The sequence below is a fragment of the Serratia sp. Tan611 genome (assembly GCF_905188235.1).
Classification (GTDB): domain Bacteria; phylum Pseudomonadota; class Gammaproteobacteria; order Enterobacterales; family Enterobacteriaceae; genus Serratia_B; species Serratia_B rhizosphaerae.
The window spans coordinates 3,538,168-3,560,925 of sequence record NZ_LR994655.1 but is presented as its reverse complement, the minus strand read 5'-3'; the positions used below and the strand labels follow the sequence as shown (position 1 = coordinate 3,560,925).

The window sequence follows — 22,758 nt, the reverse complement described above, 5'->3', positions numbered from 1 at the left end:
GCACGGTGGCGTATATGAGAAGGGCGCAGCATTTGCTGCGCCCTTTTTTCGTTTAGCGTCCGGCGAGCTGTCCGGCAATAGCGCGGATATCCTGCGGCGTGGTTCGGCAGCAGCCGCCGATCAGGCGCGCGCCGCTCTGCCGCCAGGCGTCCGCCTGGCTGCCCAGGCTGCCGTGCTCACCGCCGCAGGCGTGCCAGGTTTTGCTGACCGCGTCGTAGTGTTCGCCGGAGTTCGGATACGCCAGCAGCGGCAGCGTGGTCAGGGCGGCCAGCGTGCGCAGCGCCGGGGTAACCTGTTCCAGCGCGATGCAGTTAACGCCGACGGCCAGCGCCTGCGGGCTGTTGTTCAGCAGGGCAGCGACCTCGGCAAGCGGCGTGCCGTCGCTCAGGTGCTCGCTGTCGCGCAGCGTAAAGGAGAACCAGGCGCCCAGCGTCGGGTAGTCCGCCAGCAGCGTCAGCAGCGCCTGCAGCTCGGCGAACGAGGGCAGGGTTTCGCAGGCCAGCAGATCGACGCCGGCGGCGGCCAGCGCGTCGATGCGCGGGCGGTGGAAGGCGATCATTTCTGCCTGCGGCAAGTGATAATCACCCCGGTATTCGGAACCGTCGGCCAGAAACGCGCCGTAAGGGCCGACGGAGCCGGCCACCAGCAGCGGCGCTTCCTGCGGCTGCTGCGCCAGATAATCCGTACGCGCCTGCTGCGCCAGCTGCACGCTTTTGGCAATCAGCGCCAACGCCTGTTTTTCATCCAGGTCGCGGCGCAGAAAGCCCTGCGGCGTGGCCTGGTAGCTGGCGGTGATGGCGCACTGCGCGCCGGCGCGGAAATAATCCAGATGCACCTGATAGATAAGCGTGGGGTTTTCCAGCAGCACCTTGGCGGACCAGAGCGGATCGCTCAGATCGCAGCCGCGCGCCTCCAGCTCGGTGGCCAGCGCGCCGTCGAGAATCAACGAGCGTCCGTCGGCCAGCAGCGGGGCCAGAGGATTATTAACCGACATGTTTTTCTCCTGCATTGAGTTCGGTGGTTTTTTTGCCCGCGCCGTGGCTGAAGTAGTAGGCGGCGTAGCACAGCGCGACAAACGGCAGGCCGCAATAGAGCGCAATACGCTGTTCGGCGTCGAAGGCCAGGCCGATACAGGCCAGCAGGCAGAGCGAGAAGCCGGCGATCGGCGTCAGCGGGTAGGCGGGCGCGCGGAATTTGAGGCCGCTCAGCGGCTGGCCGCTGCGCAGATAGCTGCGGCGAAACGCATAGTGGGCCGCGCAGATGCTCAGCCATACCGCCACCACGGCAAAGCCGGAAATCGCCGACAGCGCCACAAAGACCGTATCCGGCGCAATCACACTGGTCAGCAGCGCCAGCACGCCGCCGAGCATACTGAAGGTCAGGGCGTTAAACGGAATGCCGCGACGGTTAACCCGGGCGAAATAGGCCGGCAGCGTGCGCTGATTAGCCAGCGACCACAGCATGCGGCCAGAGGCGTACAGTCCAGAATTGGCGGCCGACAGAATGGCGGTCAGGATCACGAAGTTGAAGATATCGGCGGCATAGGGCACGCCGATGCGCTCGAACACCAGCACAAACGGGCTTTTCACCACACCGGCCTGTTCCATCGGCAGCAGGGCCGCCAGTACGAACACGGTGCCGATAAAGAACACCATCAGGCGGATCACCGTGGTGCGAATCGCCCAGGGCAGCACTTTTTCCGGGTTTTCGGTTTCTCCGGCGGCAATGCCGATCAGCTCCGTGCCGGAAAAGGCGAAGTTCACCGCCACCATGGTCATCAGAATCGGCAGCGTACCGTTCGGCAGCCAGCCGGAGGCGGTCAGGTTATGCAGGAACGGCGCCGGCGTGCCGTCCTTCATCGGAATAATGCCGAACAGCGCCGCGCCGCCCAGAATGATAAACGCCAGAATGGTGACGACCTTGATCAGCGAAAACCAGAATTCGCTTTCGGCGAAAAAGCGGGTGGTGACCACGTTCAGCAGGAAGATTGCCGCGCAGAAAACCAGGCACCACAGCCACACCGGCGACTGGGGGAACCAGTACTGCATACAGAAACCGGCGGCGGTCAGGCTGGAGCCGAGCGCCACCGTCCAGGTCAGCCAGTACAGCCAGGCGACGGTGTAGCCGGTCGCCGGCCCGAGATAGCGCGACGCGTAAACGTGAAACGCGCCGGTTTCCGGCATGGCGACGGAGAGTTCGCCCAGGCACAGCATCACCAGATAGACCACCAGGGCGCCGATCAGATAGGCCAGCAGCGTGCCGAGCGCGCCGGTGGTGGCGATAATATAGCCGGTGTTGAAGAACAGGCCGGTGCCGATAACCCCGCCGAGGGAAAGCATCACCAGATGGCGGGCCTTCATACTGCGTTTGAACTGCCCTTCATGGGTGACAGAAGATGTTTGCATTTGTTGTCCGTATAGACGTCTAAATATCTAAATGGCTAATCGTTATACCTGCTCCGTGCGGCGAAATCAATGCGCAAAGCGGTTTGACGCTAATTTGTTATTTGGAAATGATAATTGTTATCTATAATGGGCGCACCATCGGCTGAGGGGCAACATTATGAAATTTTTGGTTTTCATCGCGGCGCTGGCGCTTAGCGCCTGTGCGCATTTTCCTGCTGCTCAGCGCGCTGAGCCGGTTGCGCCGCCGCCGGGAACCATCACCGATTTGCGCAGCGGTGAAACGCTGACGCCGTCACAGCTGTTGGTGCGGCTGGCGGCGGCGCCGCGGCTGATCGTCGGCGAAAAACACGACAACGCCTACCATCATCGTGCGGAGCTGTGGCTGCTGCAGCAGTTGCCGCAGCAGCGCCCGCAGGGCAGCGTGCTGCTGGAGATGATCAACCCCGATCGGCAGGCGCAGGTTGATGCGCTGCAGGCGCGCCTGCGGCGTGGCGAACGGGTCGCACCGGGCGAACTGCCGGCAGAACTGGGCTGGCGGCAGAGCTGGCCGTGGGCGCAGTATGGCGATCTGGTGACTGCCGCGCTGGCGGCGCCGTATCCGCTGTGGTCGGCCAATCTGGATCGCAGCGAGATTATGGCGATTTATCAACGGCCGCAGCTGCCGCCGGGCAGGCAGTCCACCCGCGCCGCGGTGCGACAGGGGCTGGCAGAGACCATTCGTGCGGCACACGGCGGCCAGATTGAGCAGCAGCAGCTGGCGGCGATGGTTGCGATTCAACAGCAGCGCGATCGCCGGATGGCGCAGCGGCTGCTGGCGGCGCCGACGCCGAGCCTGCTGATCGCCGGCGGTTATCACGCCTCCCGGTTGGTGGGCGTGCCGCTGCATATGCAGGATTTACAGCCGGCCGTGCAGCCGGCGGTGTTGATGCTGGTGGAACAGGGGAGCGAAGTGGGTAAGGAGCAGGCCGACTATCTGTGGGCGACGCCGGCGACGGATTAGCGTTTGCTCTGCTGCAGCCATTTATCCAGTTCGTTGGCGAACTGCTGACGGTCGCGCTGGTTCAGGGCGTTCGGGCCGCCGGTCTGAATGCCGCTGGCGCGCAGCGTATCCATAAAATCGCGCATGTTGAGCCGTTCGCGAATGGTTGCCGGCGTATAGCGTTCGCCGCGCGGATTCAGCGCCGCCGCGCCTTTTTCTATTACCTCCGCCGCCAGCGGAATATCGGCGGTGATCACCAGATCGCCCGCTTCGCAGCGGCGGACGATCTCATTGTCCGCCACGTCGAAACCGGCTGCCACCTGCAGCGTGCGCAAATACTTTGACGGCGGCGTGCGCAACGGCTGATTGGCCACCAGCGTCACCAGCGTGGCGGTGCGATCGGCGGCGCGGTACAGCACCTCTTTAATCACGTTCGGACAGGCGTCCGCATCAACCCAGATCTGCATTACGCTTCCTCCTGCAGCCAGTCGCGCACCGGCAGGAAATCGCGGTACAGCAGCGCTTCCGGGCTGCCTTCTTCCGGCTGGTAGCCGTATTCCCAGCGTACCAGCGGCGGCATCGACATCAGGATCGACTCGGTGCGCCCGCCGGTCTGCAGGCCGAACAGCGTGCCGCGATCCCACACCAGATTGAACTCGACGTAGCGGCCGCGGCGGTACAGCTGAAACGCACGCTCTTTCTCGCCCCAGCTCAGGGTTTTGCGCTTCGCCACGATTGGCAGATAGGCATCAAGGAAACCGTTGCCGACCGCGCGGGTAAAGGCAAAGCAGTGCTCAAAGTCCGGGCTGTTCAGATCGTCGAAGAACAGCCCGCCGATGCCGCGCGCTTCATTGCGGTGTTTGATAAAGAAATAGTCGTCGCACCACTTCTTATAGCGGGGATAGACCTCGTCGCCGAACGGCGCACACAGCTGCTGGGCGGTACGGTGCCAGTGCACCGCGTCCTCTTTGAAGCCGTAATAGGGGGTTAAATCGAAACCGCCGCCGAACCACCATACCGGCGCTTCGCCCGGCTTTTCGGCGATAAAGAAGCGCACGTTGGCGTGGCTGGTGGGGATATAAGGATTCAGCGGGTGGATCACCAGGGAGACGCCCATCGCCTGAAAACTGCGGCCCGCCAGCTCGGGCCGGTGCGCGGTGGCGGAAGCCGGCAGCATGGCGCCGGAGACGTGCGAAAAGTTGACCCCGGCCTGTTCGAATACCGCGCCTTCGGTCAGCACCCGGCTGCGGCCGCCGCCGCCTTCTGCGCGCGTCCAGTTGTCTTCGACAAAGGCGCCGCCGCCGTCGGCCAGCGCCAGTTGCTCGCAGATGCGGTCTTGCAGCGCCAGCAGGAAGGATTTTACTTCAGCGATATCGGGTGAACTCATAGGGTATTTCGCAACGTCAGTCTTAATCAGCCGACAAGTATATACCCAAAAGCCCGTCCGGGGCGATCAGGCCGTACGCCGGCGGCGATCGGCCTCATGGAAGAAGGCAAGGATGCCGTCGGCGATTGCGCGGGCGATTTTTTCGCGAAAGGCGGTGGTGCCGAGCAACTGCTCTTCATGCGGATTGGTGATAAACGAGGTCTCCACCAGCACCGACGGAATGGAAGGGGATTTCAGTACCGCAAACGCCGCCTGCTCGGTGCTTTGGCTGTGCAGATGGTGCACCGGACGGATCTGCCCCAGCACGTGGCGGCCGAGGGTCAGGCTGTTGTTGATAGTATTGGTCTGCACCAGATCGAACAGCGCCTGCTGCAGATAATTATCCTGCTGTTTGTATTTGGCGCCGGCAACCTCATCGGCGGCATTTTCACGTTTTGACAGATAGCGCGCCATGGCGCTGCTGGCGCCGCGGTTGGACAGGGCGAAGACCGATGCGCCGGAGGCCGACGGATTGGTGAAGCCATCGGCGTGGATGGAAATAAACAGATCGGCCTGATGCTGATGGGCGATTTCCACCCGCTGGAACAGCGGAATAAAGTGGTCTTCTTCACGCGTCAGCCGCGCCTCGACGTGATCGTGCTGGTGCAGAAAGCGGCGCACGTGATTGGCAATTTCCAGCACCACGTGTTTTTCCTGCGACCCTTCGTGACCTACCGCGCCGGAGTCGATGCCGCCATGACCGGGGTCGAGCATCACCAGCCGTTTGGCGCCCGCCGGCTTGGCGGCCGGTTTGGCGTGTGCGCTGCGCAGCATGCCGCCGGACTCCCGCGCCTGCGCCGCGCCGGCTTTGCCGCCGAGCAGGGCAAACGCCAGGCCCGACAGCAACAGGTGGCGACGTGAGGAGGAGGTGTTCAGCGGGGTGAAGTTAAGAAAAGATTTTGCCTGTTTTTTCATGCCGTTGTGCTCCGTCGCTGCAAACCGTTTGCAATGTTATATCGTATTGAACGGTGTCGATCGAGGTGATAACTATTTCCATTTATTAACATGGTTACCGTTTCCGATAGCGGAAAAAGACCTTCTCTTTCAGCGTCCTTGCGGCAACGCCGCTGATTTGGGATATAATCAGAGAAATAACTCATGAACAGCGGCGAACAACGATGGAAATTCGCGTATTTCGGCAAGACGACTTTGAAGAGGTCATCACGCTCTGGGAAAGGTGCGATCTGTTGCGCCCGTGGAACGATCCGGAAATGGATATTGAACGTAAACTGCATCACGATGCCGATCTATTCCTGGTGGCAGAGGTTGGCGGCGAGGTGGTGGGATCGGTGATGGGCGGTTATGACGGCCACCGCGGTTCGGCGTACTATCTTGGCGTACATCCGGATTATCGCGGTCGCGGTATCGCCAACGCGCTGATTAACCGGCTGGAGAAGAAGCTGATGGCGCGCGGCTGTCCGAAAATCAATCTGATGGTGCGCGAAGATAACGACACCGTGGTCGAAATGTATGAAAAACTCGGCTATGAGATCCAGGGCATTACCAGCCTGGGGAAACGGTTAATCGAGGATCAGGAATACTGAACCGAGAGGGCGGCCCTGCCGGCCGCCCCGTCAGCGGTTACTGGATTTTCTTGATGTTTTTCACATCCAGTTCCAGGTTGCTCCAGTCTTTATCGACTTTACCTTCCAACTGCACCTTGTCTTTCGGCGTGATGGTCTGGCCGTTCCAGCGTTTGTGGTCAATTTCCACCGTCAGCGTGCCGGTGGCGTCGCGGAAGGTATAAGTATCGTCGCCGACGCGCTGTTCAATATTGCCTTGTAGCATCACCCAGGCGTCGTCGCTCATCGATTTCACCTTATCGACCGTGGTCAGCGAGGCGCTGGGGCCGGAAAAGCCGCCCTGCTGAGTCTGCTGAACGTTCTGTGAACCAGGGCCGTTGAAACCGCCCTGTTGCGCCAGAACCGGGGTGCTGCACAGAGCGATTAATGCTGCCAGAGTCAGTTTTTTCATCGTTAAGCTTCCTTTTCGTTTTGCAGTGAATCTTGCGCGCCGGGATGCGGCGTCGCTCAGTTGATAGCGATAAGTAAAGCACATCAATCTTAAGAGGTTCTTAAGCCAGCGCAGGAATTTATGCCGGGCAGGATTGAAATTTCCGGTGCGGGCTCCCATCTGTGTCTGCACGATAACGGATAATAAGGAAACGGCCGTGAAGCCTTCACCCGTCTTTTCCCCGGATGATTACGACAGCCACGGCGTATTGCGCCTGCCGCTGTGGTTTTGGGGCGTATTAATTTTGCAGGCGCGCACCTGGCTGCTGTTTGTGATGGCCGGCGCCTCTCGCCAGCAGGGGGAAAGCATGCTGGCGCTGTTTTACCCGGATACCCAGCGTTTTTGGTACGGTATCGCGCTAGGCCTGCCGGCGGCGCTGGCGTTTTTGCTCAGCGGACGCCGGGCGCAATGGCCGCGTCTGTGGCGCGCCTGGCGTTGGGTACTGCTGTTTTCGCTGCTGGCGGCGCTGGGCGGTTCGCTGGCGGGCGTATGGCGGCAGGAAGACGGCGCGCCGCTGCTTGACGGGGTGCTGGCGCTGCTGGATGCGCTGGCGCTGGGCTATCTTCTGTTTAATCGTCGCGTCCGCGCCTGTTTCTCGGATTCCGCGCAGCTGTAGCGCATCAGTTTGCGGCACTTTTCGCATTTTCTGCACTCCAAGCAGGCAACCGATGGTGAAGCGCCAGCCATTGTGAGAGGCTGGCGTTCAGATAACGCGATAAACCCCGGAGGCGCTGTGCGCCTTCGCGACCGATGTTAAGGAGCTACGAAATGAATATTCGCCCGCTGTTGTTAGGGCTGCCGCTGTTGCTGACCGGCTGTTCGACGATGTCCAATTTTTCCTGGTCGAGCCTGTCGCCGTTCAACTGGTTCGGCAGCAGTCTGGAAGTCAGCGGCAAGGGCGTCGGCGGCATTAACGGCGGCACGCCAATGCTGGAGCACGCGATCGACGAGGGCCTGGACGGCAATTATCGCCTGCGCAGCGGCATGGGCACTAATAACGGCCAGATCGTCGCCTTTTATCAGGCGATGGACGGCGATGACATCAAGCTGGTGATCAGCGGCGAGCCGAAAGGCAGCGTGCAGCGGGTCGACGTGATGGATCAGGACGTGGTGACCGCGTGGGGCAGCAAGCTCGGCACGCCGTTCAGCGAGCTGTACAGCAAGGCCTTCGGCGCCTGTAAGCCGGGCGAGGGCGAAGACGTCGGCAAGGTGGAGTGCGTCGCCGGCCAGAGCCGCTACGTCACCTATCTGTTCAGCGGCCAGTGGGCCGGGCCGAAAGATATTATGCCGCCGGATGATACGCTGCAGAGCTGGACGGTCAGCAAAATTGTCTGGCATGCCAAACCGCAGTAAATATTCTGCGGCGGAATGAGCGATTTTCTTTGCGTTCAGGCAAGGTAATCTTGCCGGCTTGCGGTATGATTATGGCTGGTTTTAACCGCCGCGGGCAGCGCCTGTGCGGTGAGCGAATAAGGAACGAGGTAACTACATGACACAGGTTCAGAGCGGTATTCTGCTGGAGCACTGCCGTTTCGCCATTTTTATGGAAGCCATGGTTCAGGGGGAGTTTGCCGATCTGCGTCAGGGCTGCAAGCAGTTTTGCCAGACGTTGAGCGAACTGCAGCAACAATTCCCTGACGCCAAACTGGGGGCGGTGGTCGCCTTTGGTTACGACGTCTGGCACGATCTTTCCAACGGTCAGGGCGCGTCAGAACTCAAGCCGTTCACGCCGCTTGGCAAAGGTCTGGCGCCGGCAACGCAGCGCGATCTGCTGATTCATATCCAGTCTTTACGTCATGATGTTAACTTTTCCCTGGCTCAGGCGGCGCTGGCGGCCTTCGGCAACACCATCAAGGTGGAAGAAGAGACCCACGGCTTCCGCTGGGTGGAGGAGCGTGACCTGAGCGGCTTTATCGACGGCACCGAAAACCCGCAGGGCGAGCAGCGCGCGGAGGTGGCGGTGATTGGTGAAGACGACGCGCAGGACGCCGGCGGCAGCTACGTGTTCGTACAGCGCTATGAGCATAACCTGCGCCAGTGGTCACGCTTTAGCACCGAGCAACAGGAACAGATTATCGGCCGTACCAAGCAAGACAGCGAAGAGCTGCCGCCTGAGGCGCGGCCGAACACTTCTCACGTGAGCCGCGTCGATCTGAAAGAGGACGGCAAAGGGCTGAAAATTCTGCGCCAGAGCCTGCCTTACGGCACTGCCAGCGGTAAACACGGTCTGTTCTTTATCGCCTACTGCGCGCGTTTACATAATATCGAACAGCAGCTGCTGAGCATGTTCGGCGAGACGGACGGCAAGCATGACGCCATGCTGCGTTTCACCCGCGCGGTGAGCGGCAGCTATTACTTTGCACCGTCGCTGACGCGTTTGCTGGCGCTGTAACGCGCCGCCGCGGGGCCGCAGCGCCGGCCCCGTTACCTCTCTTTAGCCCCGCCCCCCCATGCCGCTCCGCTCTTGCCTTATAGCATTTGATGCTTGCAAATCACCAAACGGTATATAAAAGCGTTACAGATCTGCACCGAGTTATAAATACACTGATCGCACGGGGATGCTACCCGACAGATTGATCGAGTAATTAAGGTGCAAAATGAAACAGACGCGGGTTAAACATATGATGCTGAAAGGGTGGCTGGCAGCGGCGTTGCTGGTCAGCGGCACCGTTTCGGCTACCGAATTATTAAACAGTTCCTATGATGTTTCCCGCGAACTGTTTACCGCGCTGAATCCGGGCTTTATCCAGCAGTGGAACCAGCAGCATCCGGATGACAAGCTGACCATCAAACAATCGCACGCCGGCTCTTCCAAGCAGGCGCTGGCGATTCTGCAAGGGCTGCGCGCCGACGTAGTGACTTACAACCAGGTCACCGACGTACAGATTCTGCACGATCGCGGCAAGCTGATCGCCGCCGACTGGCAGACGCGCCTGCCGAACAACAGCTCGCCATTTTATTCCACCATGGCGTTCCTGGTGCGCAAGGACAACCCGAAAGGCATTCACGACTGGAGCGATCTGGTGCGTGACGATGTGAAGCTGGTGTTCCCGAACCCTAAAACTTCGGGCAACGGCCGCTACACCTATCTGGCGGCCTGGGGTGCGGCCAGTCAGGCCGACGGCAATGACGCAGAGAAAACGCGCGCCTTTATGACTCGCTTTTTGAAAAACGTGGCGGTGTTCGACACCGGCGGCCGCGGTGCAACCACGACCTTTGTTGAACGCGGTCTCGGCGACGTGCTGATCAGCTTTGAGTCGGAAGTGAACAACATCCGCAAGCAGTACGGCGAAGACAAATACCAGGTGATCGTACCGCCGGTCGATATTCTGGCCGAGTTCCCAGTGGCCTGGGTGGATAAAAACGTTGAGCGTAACGGCAGCGAACAGGCGGCGAAGGCTTACCTGAACTACCTGTACAGCCCGGCGGCACAGCAGATTATCACCGGCTATTACTACCGCGTTAACAATGAGCAGGCGATGGCGGCGGCGAAAGATAAGTTCCCGCAGACCAAACTGTTCCGGGTTGAAGATCAGTTCGGCGACTGGCCGCAGGTGATGAAAACCCACTTCGCCAGCGGCGGCGAGCTGGATCGGTTATTAGCAGCAGGGCGTAAGTAATGTTGTCGTTAACCCGTTCCAGTAAACGCGTACTGCCCGGATTCGGCCTGAGCCTGGGCAGCAGCCTGTTTTATACCTGTCTGATTCTGCTGCTGCCGCTGAGTGCGCTGGTAATGCAGTTGTCGCAGATGACGCTGGCGCAGTATTGGGAAGTGATTTCCAACCCGCAGGTGGTGGCAGCCTATAAGGTCACGCTGCTGGCGGCGGGCGTGGCCAGCCTGTTCAACGCGCTGTTCGGCATGCTGATGGCGTGGATCCTGACCCGCTACCGGTTCCCCGGCCGCTCGCTGCTGGACGGCCTGATTGATTTGCCGTTCGCGCTGCCGACCGCCGTTGCCGGCCTGACGCTGGCCGGGCTGTTTTCCACCACCGGTTGGTACGGCCAGTGGTTGGCGCACTTTGATATCAAAGTCACCTTTACCTGGATTGGCATTGCGGTGGCGATGGCGTTTACCAGCCTGCCGTTTGTGGTGCGTACCGTACAGCCGGTGCTGGAAGAGCTGGGGCCGGAGTATGAAGAGGCGGCGGAAACGCTGGGCGCTACCCGCTGGCAGAGCTTTCGCCGTGTGGTGCTGCCGGAGGTGTCGCCGGCGCTGCTGGCCGGCACCGCAATTTCTTTCACCCGCAGCCTGGGCGAGTTCGGCGCCGTGATTTTTATCGCCGGCAACATCGCCTGGAAGACCGAAGTGACCTCGCTGATGATTTTTGTGCGCCTGCAAGAGTTTGATTACCCGGCGGCCAGCGCCATTGCCTCCGTGATTCTGGCGGCGTCGCTGCTGCTGTTATTTAGCATCAACCTGCTGCAAAGCCGCTTCGGCAAGCGTATTGGGGGGCACTAATGGCTGATATTTCCGCCTTCAATGGCGCTCAGCGGCAGCGCATCAACTGGGGTAAATGGGCGCTGATCGCCATTGGCGTGCTGTTTTCACTGCTGTTGCTGGTGATCCCGATGATTTCCATTTTCGCCGAGGCCTTTTCCAAGGGTAGCGGCGAAATGTGGCGCAACCTGATGGATGCGGACATGCTGCACGCCATCTGGCTGACGGTGCTGATCGCGTTGATCACCGTGCCGGTTAACCTGATTTTCGGCACTCTGCTGGCCTGGCTGGTAACGCGCTTTACCTTCCCGGGCCGCCAGTTGCTGCTGACGCTGATCGACATTCCGTTTGCCGTGTCGCCGGTAGTGGCGGGCCTGATTTATCTGCTGTTTTACGGCAGCAACGGCCTGCTGGGCGGCTGGCTGGATGCGCATAACATCCAGCTGATGTTCTCCTGGCCGGGTATGGTGCTGGTGACGGTATTTGTCACCTGTCCGTTTGTGGTGCGTGAGCTGGTGCCGATGATGCTCAGCCAGGGCAGCCAGGAAGATGAAGCCGCCATTTTGCTGGGCGCTTCCGGCTGGCAGATGTTCCGCCGGGTGACGCTGCCCAATATTCGCTGGGCGCTGCTGTACGGCGTGGTGCTGACCAACGCCCGCGCCATCGGCGAGTTCGGCGCCGTATCGGTGGTTTCCGGCTCAATTCGCGGGGAAACCTACAGCCTGCCGCTGCAGGTTGAGCTGCTGCAACAGGATTACAACACCGTCGGCTCGTTTACCGCCGCCGCGTTGCTGACCATTATGGCGATAGTGACCCTATTTTTGAAAAGCGCTCTGCAATGGCGTCTGGAACGACAGAACGTACGCCGCGAGCGGGAGGAAAACCAATGAGCATTGAGATTAACAACATCAGCAAATATTTCGGTCGCACCAAAGTATTGAACGACATCTCGCTCGATATTCCTTCCGGCGAGATGGTAGCGCTGCTCGGGCCGTCCGGCTCCGGCAAAACCACCCTGCTGCGTATTATCGCCGGGCTGGAAAGCCAGAGCGGCGGCAAGCTGGGCTTCCACGGCACCGACGTCAGCCGGATGCACGCGCGCGATCGCCGCGTGGGGTTTGTGTTCCAGCATTATGCGCTGTTCCGCCATATGACGGTGTTCGATAATATCGCCTTTGGCCTGACGGTGCTGCCGCGTCGCGAACGTCCCAACGCGCAGGCGATCAAACAGAAAGTTGAGCGGCTGCTGGAAATGGTGCAGTTGGCGCACCTGGCCAACCGCTATCCTTCGCAGCTGTCTGGCGGGCAGAAGCAGCGTGTGGCGCTGGCGCGCGCGCTGGCGGTAGAGCCGCAGATCCTGCTGCTGGATGAGCCTTTCGGCGCGCTGGACGCGCAGGTGCGCAAAGAGCTGCGCCGTTGGCTGCGCCAATTGCACGAAGAACTGAAGTTCACCAGCGTATTCGTCACCCACGATCAGGAAGAGGCGATGGAAGTGGCGGACAGCATTGTGGTGATGAGCCAGGGCAATATTGAACAGGTCGGCTCGCCGGTTGAGATTATGCGCGAGCCGGCCAGCCGTTTCGTGCTGGAGTTTATGGGCGAAGTGAACCGTCTGAACGGCGAAATACGTGGTTCGCAGCTGTTCGTCGGCGCGCACCAATGGCCGCTGGCGTTCCAGCCGATGCATCAGGGCAGCGTTGAACTGTTCCTGCGTCCGTGGGAAATGGAAGTCAGCAGCGAGAGCAGCGCCCGCTGCCCGTTGCCGGTCCAGGTGCTGGAAGTCAGCCCGCGCGGCCATTTCTGGCAGTTGACGGTGCAGCCGCTCGGCTGGCATCAGGAGCCGATTACGGTGGTGCTGGCGGAAGGCCATGAAACCCCGGTGCGCGGCGGCCGCTACTTTGTCGGCGGCCTGAATGCGCGCCTGTACGCCGGCGAACAATTGCTACAACCGGTTGCGCTCGCCAAAAGCGCCTGATAGTTTTTAATTCCCATCAGAAAAATAGCAGGGTCCGGCAGTGCCGGACCCTATTACATTATGCACAGGCAACGATTGTGACAACGCTGGAACAACACATCGGCAATACGCCGCTGATCAAATTACAACGTCTGGCCACGGAGACGGGCAGCGAAGTGTGGGTCAAACTGGAAGGCAACAACCCGGCCGGCTCGGTCAAGGACCGCGCGGCGCTGGCGATGATCCAGCAGGCTGAGCGGCGCGGCGAAATTGCCCCCGGCGATGTGCTGATTGAGGCCACCAGCGGCAATACCGGTATCGCGCTGGCGATGATTGCCGCGATGAAGGGCTACCGGCTGAAGCTGCTGATGCCGGAAAATATGAGCATGGAGCGTCAGGCGGCGATGCGTGCCTACGGCGCCGAACTGATTCTGGTCAGCCGCGAACAGGGGATGGAAGGCGCGCGCGATCTGGCGCTGGAGATGGAGCGTCAGGGGCAGGGCAAGGTGCTGGACCAGTTTAATAACCCGGATAACCCTTATGCGCACTTCACCACCACCGGGCCGGAGATTTGGCGCCAGAGCGAAGGGCGCGTGACGCACTTTGTCTCCAGTATGGGCACCACCGGCACCATTACCGGCGTCGGCGAGTTCCTGAAGAAGCAGAATGCCGCGGTGCAGATCGTCGGCCTGCAGCCGGCGGAAGGCAGCAGTATTCCCGGCATCCGCCGCTGGTCGCCGGCTTACCTGCCGGGTATTTTCCGCCCGGAGCTGGTGGACCAGGTGCTGGATATCAGCCAGGACGCTGCCGAAACCACCATGCGCCAGCTGGCGCAGCGTGAGGGCATCTTCTGCGGCGTCAGCTCCGGCGGCGCGGTAGCGGGGGCGTTACAGATAGCCGCCGCCAACCCCGGCAGCGTGATCGTGGCGATTATCTGCGATCGCGGCGATCGCTATCTGTCCACCGGGGTGTTTTCCTAAGACTGTCCCTCGGCGTTTATCTTCTCTCTCCCTTTGCTTCGCCCGGAATTTTCCGGGCGAACGTTTTCCCGCAGCAATGTTTTTTTCCGCCTTTTAGCACGCCGGCTATGCTTTAGTCGGGGCGGCTGAACTGTAAGGATTGCGTAAAATCGGCTGCGCAGTAAGCGATTTGGCGGGAAGATAGCGCAAATAAGTGAAGGAGCAACCATGAAAATCTTACTGGTCGATGATGACCTCGAATTGGGCACCATGCTGAGTGAATATCTGACGGCGGAAGGCTTCAACGCCAGCCTGGTGCTGACCGGCAAAGCCGGCGTTGAAGGGGCGCTGTCCGGCGATTATACCGCCATGATCCTCGATATTATGCTGCCGGATATGAGCGGCATCGATGTGCTGCGTGAAGTGCGCAAGAAGAGCCGCCTGCCGGTGATTATGCTGACGGCGAAAGGCGACAATATCGACCGGGTAATCGGGCTGGAGATGGGCGCCGACGACTATATGCCGAAGCCGTGCTATCCGCGTGAGCTGGTGGCGCGGCTGCGCGCCGTGCTGCGCCGTTTTGAGGAGCAGCCGGAGGTGCAGGACGGCGACGCTGAAATTGTGCAGGGGGACTTAATCCTGAACCCTTCGACCCGCAGCAGCGAATGGCGCGGGCAGAGCTTCGACCTGACCGCCTCGGAATTTAACCTGTTGGAGCTGCTGCTGCGTTCGCCGGAGCGCGTGGTGTCCAAGGATGAGCTGTCGGAGAAAGGCCTGGGACGACCTCGGGAGGCCTACGACCGCAGCGTTGATGTGCATATCAGCAATATCCGCCAGAAGCTGGCCGCGCTGCCGGGCTGTACGCTCGGCATTGAAACGGTGCGCAGCATCGGCTATCGCGTCAGGTAAGCATGATGCGCGGCAGACTGTTCTGGAAAATCCTGCTGGGTTACTGGTTGATTTTTATCATCATGATGCAGGTACTGTGGATCTCTTTTGCCGTTTACGGCAACCGGGAGCCGCCGGAGAATGCATTGGCCCGCCGTTTGGTCAATATGCAGATTACTTCGGCGGTGTCGATGCTGCAAAGCGGCGGCATGCCGGCGCTGAACGCGATGATCGCCGACTGGCCGGCGGAGGATCGGCGCTTTCTGCGCGTGACGCCGGCGTCGCAGCCGCCGGTTGGCCAGCTATCACCGCCGGTAGAGTCGGGGCGGATGCCGAAAAAAATCGTGGAGTGGGTGCGCGGGGCCGATCGGCAGGGCTATCTGCTGAGTTATGACGTGGAAAGCCTGCGCGCCCAATACCGGATGAACCGGCGCTGGCATCTGTTCCATATCCCGGAGCCGATGCTGTGGATCGGCGGGGTTGGCGGTTTGCTGTTTAGCGCACTGTTGGCCTGGAACCTGACGCGGCCGATGCGTCAACTGCGCGGCGGGTTTGACCGTCTGGCGCAGGGCGATTTGGCGATCCGTCTGTTCCCTTCGATGCGGCGGCGGCACGATGAGCTGTCGGAGGTGGCGCGCGACTTTGATTCGATGGCGGAACGGTTGGAAGTACTGGTCAGCGCGCGTGAAGAACTGCTGCACGATGTGTCGCACGAGCTGCGTTCGCCGCTGGCCAGGCTGCAGCTGGCTATCGGTCTGGCGCGGCAGAATCCGGATAACGTAGAGAATTCTCTGCAGCGCATTGAGCACGAAACCGGGCGGCTGGATAAAATGATCGGCGAACTGCTGGCGCTGTCGCGCGCCGAAAACAGTAACCAGGCGGGTGAGGAGTACTTCGACCTGTACGGCCTGGTGACGGCGGTAGTGAACGATGCGCGTTATGAAGCGCAGGTGCCGGGCGTGGAGATTGCTCTGCAGGCTAATGCTGACGATGAGTATACGGTGAAGGGCAACGCCGAGCTGATGCGCCGGGCGCTCGACAACGTGGTGCGCAATGCGCTGCGTTTTTCCGGCAGCGGACAGCGGGTGACGGTGGTGTTAAAGCGTGCGGAGCAGCAGTTCCATATTGTGGTGAGCGATCAGGGGCCGGGCGTGGAGGAATCCAAACTGTCCAGCATTTTTGACCCCTTTGTGCGGGTAAACTCGCCTAAATCGGGCAAGGGCTACGGTTTGGGTCTGGCGATTACCCGCAAGGTGTTGCTGGCGCACGGCGGTCAGGCCGAGGCGCGCAACGGCGAGCAGGGCGGGCTGGTGATCACCCTGAAGGTGCCCGGTTGGCAGGCATAAAAAAACGGCGCCGATGGGCGCCGTTTTTATCTCATTCGCAATTACTTCTTGATGCGGATGATCGGGGTCTCGCCCACGGTGACGCTGCCGGACAGTTTGATCAGCTCTTTGATCTCGTCCATGTTGGAGATAACCACCGGCGTCAGGGTAGACTTGGCTTTCTCTTCCAGCAGAGGCAGGTTGAACTCGATAACCACATCGCCTTTCTTGACGCGCTGGCCTTCTTCGGCAATGCGTTTGAAACCTTCGCCTTTCAGTTCTACGGTATCGATGCCGAAGTGCACGAACAGCTCAATGCCGCTGTCGGATTCGATAGAGAAAGCGTGGTTGGTTTCGAAAATTTTACCGATAGTGCCGTCAACCGGAGCAACCATTTTGTTGCCGGCAGGTTTGATGGCAATACCGTCGCCGACGATCTTTTCAGCGAATACTACATCAGGCACATCTTCGATGTTGACGATTTCGCCAGAAAGCGGAGCGACGATCTCGATAGTGCCCGTGTCTTTCTTGTCATCTGAAACCAGAGATTTCAACTTATCGAACAAACCCATGATCTTCTCCTAAGCATTTAATTGGGCGGCGTTCCAGTGTCGTGGAAGTTTAGCAGAGTGTCTTCTCTTCGATGAACTTATTCACGCAGTTCATCAGATCTTGCGCCGTTGGCTGTGCCAACGCCTGCGCTGCCAACGCCTTCACATCTTCGAAATTGGTATTACGAATAATTTTCTTGATGCGCGGGATTGAAATCGCACTCATGCTGAACTCATCCAGCCCCATGCCCAATAACAACAGTGTAGCACGTTCATCGCCAGCCAGTTCACCGCACATGCCGGTCCACTTGCCTTCTGCGTGAGATGCGTCAATAACCTGTTTGATCAGGCCAAGCACTGATGGGGACATCGGGTTATAGAGATGAGAAATCAGCTCGTTGCCGCGATCTACCGCCAGAGTATACTGGGTTAGATCGTTTGTCCCAATACTAAAGAAGTCGACTTCTTTTGCCAGGTGGTGAGCAATCACCGCCGCTGCCGGGGTTTCGACCATTACGCCGACCTCGATGGTTTCGTCGAACGCTTTGCCCTCTTCACGCAGCTGAGCCTTCAGCGTCTCCAGTTCGCCCTTCAGATCGCGCACTTCTTCCACGGAGATAATCATCGGGAACATGATGCGCAGTTTGCCGAAGGCGGAGGCGCGCAGAATGGCGCGCAGCTGTGCGTGCAGGATTTCCCGGCGGTCCATCGCGATGCGGATCGCGCGCCAGCCGAGGAACGGGTTTTCTTCTTTCGGCAGGTTCATGTACGGCAGGTCTTTATCGCCGCCGATGTCCATGGTGCGGACGATGACCGCCTGTGCGCCCATGGCTTCCGCAACGGCTTTATATGCCTGGAACTGCTCTTCTTCGGTCGGCAGCGCGTCGCGGTCCATGAACAGGAATTCGGTACGGTACAGGCCTACGCCTTCCGCGCCGTTACGTTCAGCGCCGGCGACGTCGCGCACGGTGCCGATGTTGGCGCAGACTTCAACCTGATGGCCGTCCAGCGTGATCGCCGGCAGGTCCTTCAGTTTGGCCAGATCGTTTTTCTCGGTGATGTACAGGTTCTGTGCGGCTTTCAGCTCGTCGATCACGTCTGCGGTCGGGTTGACGTAAATCTTGTTGTTGACCGCGTCCAGAATCAGGTAGTCGCCGTTTTTCACCTGCTTGGTCACGTCGGTGGTGCCGACGATGGCCGGCAGCTCCAGCGAGCGCGCCATAATCGAGGTGTGAGAGGTACGGCCGCCAAGATCGGTAATAAAGCCCAGCACCTTGTCCAGGTTCAGCTGCGCGGTCTCGGAAGGCGTCAGGTCGGCGGCGACCAGAATCACTTCATCCTGAATGGAGCCCAGATCGACGATCGGCATCCCCAGAATGTTTTTCAGCAGACGTTTGCCGATGTCGCGCACGTCGGCGGCGCGTTCTTTCAGGTATTCGTCGTCCAGCTCTTCCAGCGCCTTCGCCTGACCTTCGATCACGGTATAGGCAGCGGCGTCGGCGGAAGCCAGTTCGTCTTTGATTAGGGCTATGATTTCCTGCTCAAGCTCTTCATCTTCCAGCAACATGATGTGGCCTTCGAAGATGGCTTCTTTCTCTTCACCGAAGGTTTCGCCGGCTTTGGTCTTGATGGCTTCCAACTGCTCCGATGCTTTGGCGCGGCCTGCCAGGAAACGTGCAACTTCCTGCTCCACAAGATCTGCGGAGATTTTCTTCCGGTTGACGACAATTTCATCTTCTTTCAGCAGGAGAGCCTTACCAAAAGCGATGCCCGGTGATACTAAAATGCCTGAAATCATAACCCTACCTTACTCTTGACTGGTGTTAACTAAAAAGACGGGCCGATTACTCAAGCTCTGCCATCAGTTTAACCAAGTGCTCAACGGCTTTCTGCTCGTCTTCGCCTTCAGCAGAAATGGTTACTACGGTCCCTTGGGTCAGGCCCAGAGTTTGCAGCTTGAACAGGCTTTTGGCGCTGGCGCTTTTGCCGTTGGAGGTCACGGTGATTTCAGACGTGAAGCCTTTAGCTTCTTTAACGAACTGAGCGGCTGGGCGGGTATGCAGACCATTCGGAGCGGTAATAGTAACTTCTTGCTGGAACATTGATGTTTCCCCAACTTATTGGATTAATATTGTGGAGCTAAAGTTTAGCCTAGCGGGGCGACTTTAGCTTGTCCGTTTAGCGCCTGACTATGGTACAGGGGCGAGGCTTGATGCAACAGAAAACGACGCTTTACCCCGTCCAGATCAAAAAAACCGTACCGGCGGGCCGTCGTTTCAATCCGCTCCCCATTATGCCGTGTTTTACGCCGCGGCGACAAACGCGTAAATCGATTCAGCGCAAATCAGAGGCGGGGGACGATTAATTTTGTGCACCGAAATAATGGAAGGGTTAAATACTAGAGCCAACGGGTAAAATCAATCTTCGGCGGGTATAAACTTTGATCCAGCCCACAAAAAAGCACCCCGTGAGGTGCTTTTTTAGCTTTTCGTGCACTGCCTGAATTATTGCTGTAATTCCTGCTCGGTGAACAGATCGGCAAACAGCGCGGTGCTCAGGTAGCGCTCGCCGGAAGAGGGCAGAATCACTACGATGGTTTTGTCGGCGAACTCAGGTTCCTGAGTCAGTTTGACGGCGGCTTCCACCGCGGCGCCGGAGGAGATGCCGGCCAGAATGCCTTCTTCTTCTATCAGACGGCGCGCCATGCTGATGGCTTCGTCATTGGTAATTTGCACCACGCGATCGACCTGATCCAGATCGAGGTTACCCGGAATAAAGCCGGCGCCGATGCCCTGGATCTTGTGTGGGCCGGGCTTGAGCTCTTCGCCCGCCAGCGCCTGGGAGATCACCGGCGAGTCGGTCGGTTCAACGGCCACGGTGGTAACGGCCTTGCCCTTGGTGTTTTTCAGATAACGGCTGACGCCGGTCAGAGTGCCGCCGGTACCGACGCCGGAGATAAACACATCCACGTCGCCATCGGTGTCTTCCCAGATTTCCGGGCCGGTGGTCTTTTCGTGAATTTCCGGGTTCGCCGGGTTGCTGAACTGCTGCAGAATAATATAGCGATCCGGATCGGTGGCGACGATCTCTTCCGCTTTGGCGATGGCGCCCTTCATACCTTTGGCACCTTCGGTCAGCACCAGATTGGCGCCCAGCGCTTTCAGCAGCTTGCGGCGTTCGATGCTCATGGTTTCCGGCATGGTCAGCGTCAGTTTATAACCACGCGCCGCTGCCACGTAGGCCAGCGCGATGCCGGTGTTGCCGCTGGTCGGTTCAACCAGCTCTTTGCCCGGCGTCAGGATGCCGCGTTTTTCCGCGTCCCAAATCATATTGGCGCCGATGCGGCACTTAACGCTAAAGCTTGGGTTGCGGGATTCGACCTTGGCGAGGATGCGCCCGTTACCGATGCGGTTCAGACGAACCAGCGGCGTATGGCCGATTGTTAATGAGTTGTCTTCATATATCTTGCTCATAGCCCGTCCTTTAACTCTATGAATAATGTAGGGAACGTCGAAAGCATACGCTAACGCTCCCGGCAGGGAAGTAAGGAATTGGTATATTGATATGTTATTAGAGAATATGTGCTAGAAGGGTTATTTTTTCAAATTATATGTAAATTCAAGTAATTATTGGTGTTTGACGCGTTTATCCGGCGGGGCATTTGTCAGTACCGATGCCGCTATGTGGTTATAAGGCGCGATTGCGGCGGCGGGAAACGATGACCAACAGCTCTGCAAGCAGGGCCGTTGGTCAGGGGAGGGGGGATTAATGTGCGACGAACTGACGGCGATAGCGGTCAACCCACATCGCCGTGGCGCCGCATACCGCCACCGGCAGGATCACCAGGTTAAGGATCGGGATCAGGGTAAACAGGCTGACCAGCGCGCCGAACTGCAGGTTATGCACCTTATTCTGCCGCAGGGCGCGGCGCATATCGGCAAAGCTGACCTTATGGTTGTCGAACGGGTAGTCGCAGTACTGAATCGCCAGCATCCAGGCGCTGAACAGGAACCACAGCACCGGCGCTACCGTTTGGCCGACGACCGGCACAAAGTACAACAGAAACAGCACCAGCGCGCGCGGCAGGTAGTACGCCAGCTTGCGCCACTCACGCGCCATAATGCGCGGCACGTCTTTGACCAGGCCGACCATGCCGCTGTCCGGCAGCGGTTTACCGGTCAGCTGGCCTTCCAGTTGCTCGGCCAGCAGGCCGCAGAACGGTGCGGCGATCAGATTGGTGATGGTGCTGAACAGATAGCCGGCCACCAGCACCACGGAGATGACGGTGATCGGCCACAGCAGGTAGCTGAGCCATTGCAGCCAGTCTGGCACGTGCGCCATCATCTGCGGGATCCAGCCGCCGAGTTTGCTGAAGAGCCACCAGAAGGCAGAACCCATCAGCAGCACGTTGACCAGTAACGGCAGCACCACGTAGCGTTTAATGCCGGGGCGTGTAATCAGGCGCCAGCCTTCGGCAAAGTAATGCACGCCGCTGGCGGAGGAAGAAGTTTGCTGCGAATAAGACATATCTTAAGTCATCTCGTTAACAGAACGGGCAAGCTGGCTATCATATAGGGATGATTTTCTGCTGACTAGCGTGTTGTTGGCTGAAAAAAAAGCAAAAAAGGCAGAATTATCATCTTTATTAGCATAAAGTTCAGCACGGACTTGCACTTGTCTGCACAGGCAAATAGAGTTAAAGAGTGAATGTTTGCCGCGGTGGCAATGTATTGGAACAACAGAGATAGCAATGATGCAGGATTTGCGTCTGATATTAATCGTTGTTGGCGCGATCGCCATAATAGCGTTGTTATTACATGGTCTGTGGACCAGCCGTAAGGAACGCTCGTCCCTTTTCCGCGATCGCCCAGCCAAGCGTTCTAAAAAAGAACGTGAACCAACTTCTGACGACGACTTCGATGACGGCGTGGGAGAAGTGCGTGTGCGCTCCGCCCATCCGCAAGAGGAGCCGTCGTTCGGTGATTTCGATGCCGCTCGCGAAGAACCGGTAGCTGCGCCGAAGCCCGCTCCGGCGGCCGAGCCGGCGCCGCGCGAGGTGCAGCCGGCTGCCCATCAGCCTGCGCCGCTGTCTCAGCGGCCGGACTACGATGATGTGCTGCTGGACGACTACGAACCGGAAGCGAAACCTGCCGAAGAACAGCAGCCAGCGCCGCGGCGTGAGCCGCGCGTCGACGACCTGCCGCCGGCAGAAGCAGAGCCTGCGTTTGAACAGGAAGCAGCGCCTGCGCCGCAGCCTGAAAGCAAACCGGCCGAGCCTGAGCCTGTAGCGGAACCTGCGCCGGCACAGCCGGCCCCGGAGCCGGCCAAGCGCAAGGAAACCGTACTGGTGCTGCACGTTGCGGCGCACCAAGGCGGCATTATCGGCGGCGAAGTCTTGCTGCAGAGCGTGCTGCAGTCCGGCTTCCAGTTCGGCGAGATGGGCATTTTCCATCGCCATATCAGCCCGGCCGGCAGCGGCCCGGTGCTGTTCAGCCTGGCGAATATGGTGAAACCGGGTTCTTTCGATCCGGATTCAATGTCCGACTTCTCTACGCCGGGCGTGTCCATGTTTATGATGGTGCCGTCCTACGGCGACGCCAATCAGAACTTCAAGCTGATGCTGCAGTCGGCGCAGCGCATCGCTGACGACGTTGGCGGCGTGGTGCTGGATGACGAGCGTCGCATGATGACGCCGCAAAAGCTGGAAAGCTATAAAGCGCGTATCCGTGAAGTGTTGGAAAACAACGCCTGACGGTTGCAATGCGCACTGAACATTACGTCTCCTGAAACCCCCACTCGCTGGGGGTTTTTTATCTCTGA

Annotated in this window: 24 protein-coding genes; 13 read left to right on the top strand and 11 right to left on the bottom strand. The window is 59.3% G+C overall.

Annotated features, from left to right (window positions below):
• Positions 1-52 precede the first annotated feature (52 nt).
• Positions 53-994 (bottom strand): homocysteine S-methyltransferase, encoded by a 942-nt coding sequence (mmuM, locus tag TAN611_RS16840; protein ID WP_160030371.1) that lies wholly within the window; start codon positions 992-994, stop codon positions 53-55.
• Positions 984-2,405 (bottom strand): S-methylmethionine permease, encoded by a 1,422-nt coding sequence (gene mmuP / locus TAN611_RS16835; RefSeq protein WP_203066769.1) that lies wholly within the window; start codon positions 2,403-2,405, stop codon positions 984-986. The genes mmuM and mmuP overlap by 11 nt, the downstream gene beginning before the upstream one ends.
• 157 nt (positions 2,406-2,562) lie before the next feature.
• Between mmuP and TAN611_RS16830 the strand changes: the two genes are divergently transcribed.
• Positions 2,563-3,405 (top strand): ChaN family lipoprotein, encoded by an 843-nt coding sequence (locus TAN611_RS16830; protein WP_187044312.1) that lies wholly within the window; start codon positions 2,563-2,565, stop codon positions 3,403-3,405.
• Here TAN611_RS16830 and TAN611_RS16825 read toward each other — a convergent pair.
• The 3 genes from TAN611_RS16825 to amiA all read right to left on the bottom strand — a co-directional run bounded on the left by TAN611_RS16825 (position 3,402) and on the right by amiA (position 5,725).
• Positions 3,402-3,851 carry a YaiI/YqxD family protein gene (locus TAN611_RS16825; protein WP_105232067.1) on the bottom strand — a complete coding sequence of 150 codons (450 nt, stop codon included), beginning with the start codon at positions 3,849-3,851 and terminating at the stop codon, positions 3,402-3,404. The two genes, TAN611_RS16830 and TAN611_RS16825, sit on opposite strands and share 4 nt — an antisense overlap.
• The gene (hemF, locus tag TAN611_RS16820; RefSeq protein WP_203066768.1) at positions 3,851-4,771 is read right to left on the bottom strand and encodes an oxygen-dependent coproporphyrinogen oxidase; all 921 of its coding nucleotides are present in this window, start codon (positions 4,769-4,771) and stop codon (positions 3,851-3,853) included. The genes TAN611_RS16825 and hemF overlap by 1 nt, the downstream gene beginning before the upstream one ends.
• 66 nt (positions 4,772-4,837) lie before the next feature.
• On the bottom strand, positions 4,838-5,725 hold the full coding sequence (gene amiA, locus TAN611_RS16815) for an N-acetylmuramoyl-L-alanine amidase AmiA (RefSeq protein ID WP_187044313.1): 888 nt from the start codon (positions 5,723-5,725) through the stop codon (positions 4,838-4,840).
• Between the two features lie 203 nt (positions 5,726-5,928).
• Between amiA and TAN611_RS16810 the strand changes: the two genes are divergently transcribed.
• Positions 5,929-6,354 carry a GNAT family acetyltransferase gene (locus TAN611_RS16810; protein ID WP_105232064.1) on the top strand — a complete coding sequence of 142 codons (426 nt, stop codon included), beginning with the start codon at positions 5,929-5,931 and terminating at the stop codon, positions 6,352-6,354.
• A 37-nt stretch (positions 6,355-6,391) separates the two neighbouring features.
• Here TAN611_RS16810 and TAN611_RS16805 read toward each other — a convergent pair whose 3' ends face one another.
• Complete coding sequence (locus TAN611_RS16805) at positions 6,392-6,784, bottom strand: YgiW/YdeI family stress tolerance OB fold protein (RefSeq protein WP_105232063.1); 393 nt, start codon at positions 6,782-6,784, stop codon at positions 6,392-6,394.
• 196 nt (positions 6,785-6,980) lie between these two features.
• On the opposite strand from TAN611_RS16805, the gene TAN611_RS16800 reads away from it, so the two are divergent.
• The 10 genes from TAN611_RS16800 (at position 6,981) to TAN611_RS16755 (ending at position 16,408) form a co-directional block, all read left to right on the top strand.
• On the top strand, positions 6,981-7,439 hold the full coding sequence (locus TAN611_RS16800; RefSeq protein ID WP_187044314.1) for a DUF2919 domain-containing protein: 459 nt from the start codon (positions 6,981-6,983) through the stop codon (positions 7,437-7,439).
• Positions 7,440-7,591: 152 nt separating this feature from the next.
• Positions 7,592-8,176 carry an RpoE-regulated lipoprotein gene (locus TAN611_RS16795; RefSeq protein ID WP_105232061.1) on the top strand — a complete coding sequence of 195 codons (585 nt, stop codon included), beginning with the start codon at positions 7,592-7,594 and terminating at the stop codon, positions 8,174-8,176.
• Between the two features lie 136 nt (positions 8,177-8,312).
• Positions 8,313-9,215 carry a Dyp-type peroxidase gene (locus TAN611_RS16790; RefSeq protein WP_105232060.1) on the top strand — a complete coding sequence of 301 codons (903 nt, stop codon included), beginning with the start codon at positions 8,313-8,315 and terminating at the stop codon, positions 9,213-9,215.
• Positions 9,216-9,420: 205 nt separating this feature from the next.
• Positions 9,421-10,443, top strand: a complete 1,023-nt coding sequence (locus TAN611_RS16785) for a sulfate ABC transporter substrate-binding protein (RefSeq protein ID WP_203066767.1) — start codon at positions 9,421-9,423, stop codon at positions 10,441-10,443.
• On the top strand, positions 10,443-11,282 hold the full coding sequence (gene cysT / locus TAN611_RS16780; protein WP_105232058.1) for a sulfate/thiosulfate ABC transporter permease CysT: 840 nt from the start codon (positions 10,443-10,445) through the stop codon (positions 11,280-11,282). The genes TAN611_RS16785 and cysT overlap by 1 nt, the downstream gene beginning before the upstream one ends.
• Entirely contained in the window at positions 11,282-12,151 is an 870-nt protein-coding gene (gene cysW / locus TAN611_RS16775) for a sulfate/thiosulfate ABC transporter permease CysW (RefSeq protein WP_105232057.1), read from the top strand. The genes cysT and cysW overlap by 1 nt, the downstream gene beginning before the upstream one ends.
• Positions 12,148-13,236, top strand: a complete 1,089-nt coding sequence (gene cysA, locus TAN611_RS16770; protein WP_105232056.1) for a sulfate/thiosulfate ABC transporter ATP-binding protein CysA — start codon at positions 12,148-12,150, stop codon at positions 13,234-13,236. Before cysW ends, cysA begins: the two co-directional genes overlap by 4 nt.
• Positions 13,237-13,313: 77 nt before the next feature.
• Positions 13,314-14,195 carry a cysteine synthase CysM gene (cysM, locus tag TAN611_RS16765; protein ID WP_203066766.1) on the top strand — a complete coding sequence of 294 codons (882 nt, stop codon included), beginning with the start codon at positions 13,314-13,316 and terminating at the stop codon, positions 14,193-14,195.
• Between the two features lie 207 nt (positions 14,196-14,402).
• Complete coding sequence (locus TAN611_RS16760; protein ID WP_105232054.1) at positions 14,403-15,083, top strand: response regulator transcription factor; 681 nt, start codon at positions 14,403-14,405, stop codon at positions 15,081-15,083.
• A 5-nt stretch (positions 15,084-15,088) separates the two neighbouring features.
• Positions 15,089-16,408 (top strand): ATP-binding protein, encoded by a 1,320-nt coding sequence (locus TAN611_RS16755; RefSeq protein ID WP_105233465.1) that lies wholly within the window; start codon positions 15,089-15,091, stop codon positions 16,406-16,408.
• A 41-nt stretch (positions 16,409-16,449) separates the two neighbouring features.
• On the opposite strand, the gene crr is transcribed toward TAN611_RS16755, so the two are convergent.
• From crr to cysZ, 5 genes are all read right to left on the bottom strand, one after another.
• Positions 16,450-16,959 carry a PTS glucose transporter subunit IIA gene (gene crr, locus TAN611_RS16750; RefSeq protein ID WP_004936467.1) on the bottom strand — a complete coding sequence of 170 codons (510 nt, stop codon included), beginning with the start codon at positions 16,957-16,959 and terminating at the stop codon, positions 16,450-16,452.
• Positions 16,960-17,008: 49 nt separating this feature from the next.
• A complete protein-coding gene (gene ptsI / locus TAN611_RS16745; RefSeq protein ID WP_105232053.1) occupies positions 17,009-18,736 on the bottom strand; it encodes a phosphoenolpyruvate-protein phosphotransferase PtsI in 1,728 nt (575 codons plus the stop codon).
• 46 nt (positions 18,737-18,782) lie between these two features.
• Positions 18,783-19,040 (bottom strand): phosphocarrier protein Hpr, encoded by a 258-nt coding sequence (gene ptsH / locus TAN611_RS16740; protein WP_000487600.1) that lies wholly within the window; start codon positions 19,038-19,040, stop codon positions 18,783-18,785.
• A gap of 402 nt (positions 19,041-19,442) precedes the next feature.
• Positions 19,443-20,411 (bottom strand): cysteine synthase A, encoded by a 969-nt coding sequence (cysK, locus tag TAN611_RS16735; RefSeq protein WP_203066765.1) that lies wholly within the window; start codon positions 20,409-20,411, stop codon positions 19,443-19,445.
• A gap of 292 nt (positions 20,412-20,703) precedes the next feature.
• Positions 20,704-21,465: a sulfate transporter CysZ gene (cysZ, locus tag TAN611_RS16730; RefSeq protein ID WP_105232051.1), complete on the bottom strand. Its 762-nt coding sequence runs from the start codon at positions 21,463-21,465 to the stop codon at positions 20,704-20,706.
• Positions 21,466-21,688: 223 nt separating this feature from the next.
• Between cysZ and zipA the strand changes: the two genes are divergently transcribed.
• Complete coding sequence (gene zipA, locus TAN611_RS16725; RefSeq protein ID WP_105232050.1) at positions 21,689-22,690, top strand: cell division protein ZipA; 1,002 nt, start codon at positions 21,689-21,691, stop codon at positions 22,688-22,690.
• Positions 22,691-22,758 lie beyond the last annotated feature (68 nt).

Coding starts and splice junctions, on each gene's coding strand:
- cysK (WP_203066765.1), bottom strand. CDS start 20,411: ATGAGCAAGATATATGAAGACAACTCATTAACAATCGGCCATACGCCG.
- ptsH (WP_000487600.1), bottom strand. CDS start 19,040: ATGTTCCAGCAAGAAGTTACTATTACCGCTCCGAATGGTCTGCATACC.
- TAN611_RS16810 (WP_105232064.1), top strand. CDS start 5,929: ATGGAAATTCGCGTATTTCGGCAAGACGACTTTGAAGAGGTCATCACG.
- TAN611_RS16805 (WP_105232063.1), bottom strand. CDS start 6,784: ATGAAAAAACTGACTCTGGCAGCATTAATCGCTCTGTGCAGCACCCCG.
- cysZ (WP_105232051.1), bottom strand. CDS start 21,465: ATGTCTTATTCGCAGCAAACTTCTTCCTCCGCCAGCGGCGTGCATTAC.
- TAN611_RS16795 (WP_105232061.1), top strand. CDS start 7,592: ATGAATATTCGCCCGCTGTTGTTAGGGCTGCCGCTGTTGCTGACCGGC.
- TAN611_RS16790 (WP_105232060.1), top strand. CDS start 8,313: ATGACACAGGTTCAGAGCGGTATTCTGCTGGAGCACTGCCGTTTCGCC.
- TAN611_RS16830 (WP_187044312.1), top strand. CDS start 2,563: ATGAAATTTTTGGTTTTCATCGCGGCGCTGGCGCTTAGCGCCTGTGCG.
- hemF (WP_203066768.1), bottom strand. CDS start 4,771: ATGAGTTCACCCGATATCGCTGAAGTAAAATCCTTCCTGCTGGCGCTG.
- crr (WP_004936467.1), bottom strand. CDS start 16,959: ATGGGTTTGTTCGATAAGTTGAAATCTCTGGTTTCAGATGACAAGAAA.
- zipA (WP_105232050.1), top strand. CDS start 21,689: ATGATGCAGGATTTGCGTCTGATATTAATCGTTGTTGGCGCGATCGCC.
- ptsI (WP_105232053.1), bottom strand. CDS start 18,736: ATGATTTCAGGCATTTTAGTATCACCGGGCATCGCTTTTGGTAAGGCT.
- TAN611_RS16755 (WP_105233465.1), top strand. CDS start 15,089: ATGCGCGGCAGACTGTTCTGGAAAATCCTGCTGGGTTACTGGTTGATT.
- cysA (WP_105232056.1), top strand. CDS start 12,148: ATGAGCATTGAGATTAACAACATCAGCAAATATTTCGGTCGCACCAAA.
- cysT (WP_105232058.1), top strand. CDS start 10,443: ATGTTGTCGTTAACCCGTTCCAGTAAACGCGTACTGCCCGGATTCGGC.
- mmuP (WP_203066769.1), bottom strand. CDS start 2,405: ATGCAAACATCTTCTGTCACCCATGAAGGGCAGTTCAAACGCAGTATG.
- TAN611_RS16825 (WP_105232067.1), bottom strand. CDS start 3,851: ATGCAGATCTGGGTTGATGCGGACGCCTGTCCGAACGTGATTAAAGAG.
- cysW (WP_105232057.1), top strand. CDS start 11,282: ATGGCTGATATTTCCGCCTTCAATGGCGCTCAGCGGCAGCGCATCAAC.
- TAN611_RS16760 (WP_105232054.1), top strand. CDS start 14,403: ATGAAAATCTTACTGGTCGATGATGACCTCGAATTGGGCACCATGCTG.
- amiA (WP_187044313.1), bottom strand. CDS start 5,725: ATGAAAAAACAGGCAAAATCTTTTCTTAACTTCACCCCGCTGAACACC.
- mmuM (WP_160030371.1), bottom strand. CDS start 994: ATGTCGGTTAATAATCCTCTGGCCCCGCTGCTGGCCGACGGACGCTCG.
- TAN611_RS16785 (WP_203066767.1), top strand. CDS start 9,421: ATGAAACAGACGCGGGTTAAACATATGATGCTGAAAGGGTGGCTGGCA.